Origin of the sequence: Flavobacterium shii, assembly GCF_025847235.1 — a bacterium.
Taxonomy (GTDB): domain Bacteria; phylum Bacteroidota; class Bacteroidia; order Flavobacteriales; family Flavobacteriaceae; genus Flavobacterium; species Flavobacterium shii.
The window spans coordinates 1-1,352 of sequence record NZ_JAOZEW010000051.1; the positions used below are offsets into that span (position 1 = coordinate 1).

At 28.4% G+C, this 1,352-nt stretch carries 1 protein-coding gene; it reads left to right on the forward strand.

Translation table 11 applies throughout. From position 1 onward, the window contains the following. A partial coding sequence (locus OIU83_RS23505; protein ID WP_264208704.1) for an IS4 family transposase occupies positions 1 to 1,328 on the forward strand: 1,328 nt, incomplete at its 5' end. Positions 1,329 to 1,352 lie beyond the last annotated feature (24 nt).

Sequence of the window (1,352 nt, forward strand, 5' to 3'; positions counted from 1 at the left end):
TAAATATGTCGAAGAATTCAATTTTAATAATTGAAAAATTGAGAGATGTGATTTTTAGTAAAGAAATAATTTCAGATTATAGAATGAAAAAACAAGATTTTACCAGAAATCGTAAGCAACCTTTTTGTCGAGTAATACTCTTTATGTTGAATTTATTAAGGAAAAGTATGGTCATTGAGATTGATAATTTTCTGCAACATTTGAATTCAAAATTAAATTTCCAGAGAGTTGATAATTTTACATCCAGTGCTTTTGTTCAACAAAGGAAAAAAATAAAGCCAGAGGTTTTTAATTATTTATCCTCAATTATCATAGATAATTATTATCTGAAAAGCAATCAAAATATTAAGCGCTTTAACAGTTTTAGGATTTTAGCCGTTGATGGTTCCAAGATAACTTTACCCTATACTGAGGAATTAAAATTGTTTTACGGAGAATCAAAAAATCAGACTGATACATCAATAGTACAAGGGATGGCATCTGTATTATATGATGTATTAAATCGCTTGGTCTTGAATTCGGTTTTAGAAAATGTAAAAACAGGAGAAAGAGAGCTCGCCTTAAAACATAAGCCACATTGGAAACAAAACGATTTGATTATTTATGACCGAGGATATCCTTCTTATGACTTTAAAAATGAACACATTAAATCTGGTATTGATTATGTGATAAGAGTACAAAAAAATCATAGTAAGGTAGTAAGTTCATTTATATTAAGTAAAAAGAAAACTCTAACTGTTGATATTTTTCCACAAGAGAGACATGTTTTCACTGGAAAGAATTATGATAAAAATACTAGTTTAAAAGTGCGTTTAATTAGAGTTGATTTACCTGGAGGAGAAATTGAAATTTTGATGACATCGTTGTTGGATAGTCAAATTTACCCAGCAAGTATTTTCAAAGAATTATATTTTTTAAGATGGGGAATTGAAACCTTTTACGACGAACTAAAAAACAAGTTGAAAGTGGAATATTTCACGGGGTATTCTAAAATGAGTATTGAACAGGATTTTTTCTGTGCCGTATTTATCAGCAATTTGCAATCGGTCATTGTAAATGATTTAGAAGAAGAATTATGCCTTAAGAATCGAAATACGAAACTAGATTATAAAATAAACACGAATTTATCTTATGGATTTTTAAAAAACCGAATTCTAGAATTGCTTTGTAAAGAAGCTCCTTTAGAAGAAATAGTTAAGGAGTTAGAAAATCTATTTCTGCAGAATACTATTCCAATTCGTTTAAATCGTAACAACAAACGCAAAGTAGGTAAATATAAAAAACGAATAAGACCCGTAGTGCTTAAAAATCAGAAAGATGCAATATAATAAAACCTTAACTTAATGACATTG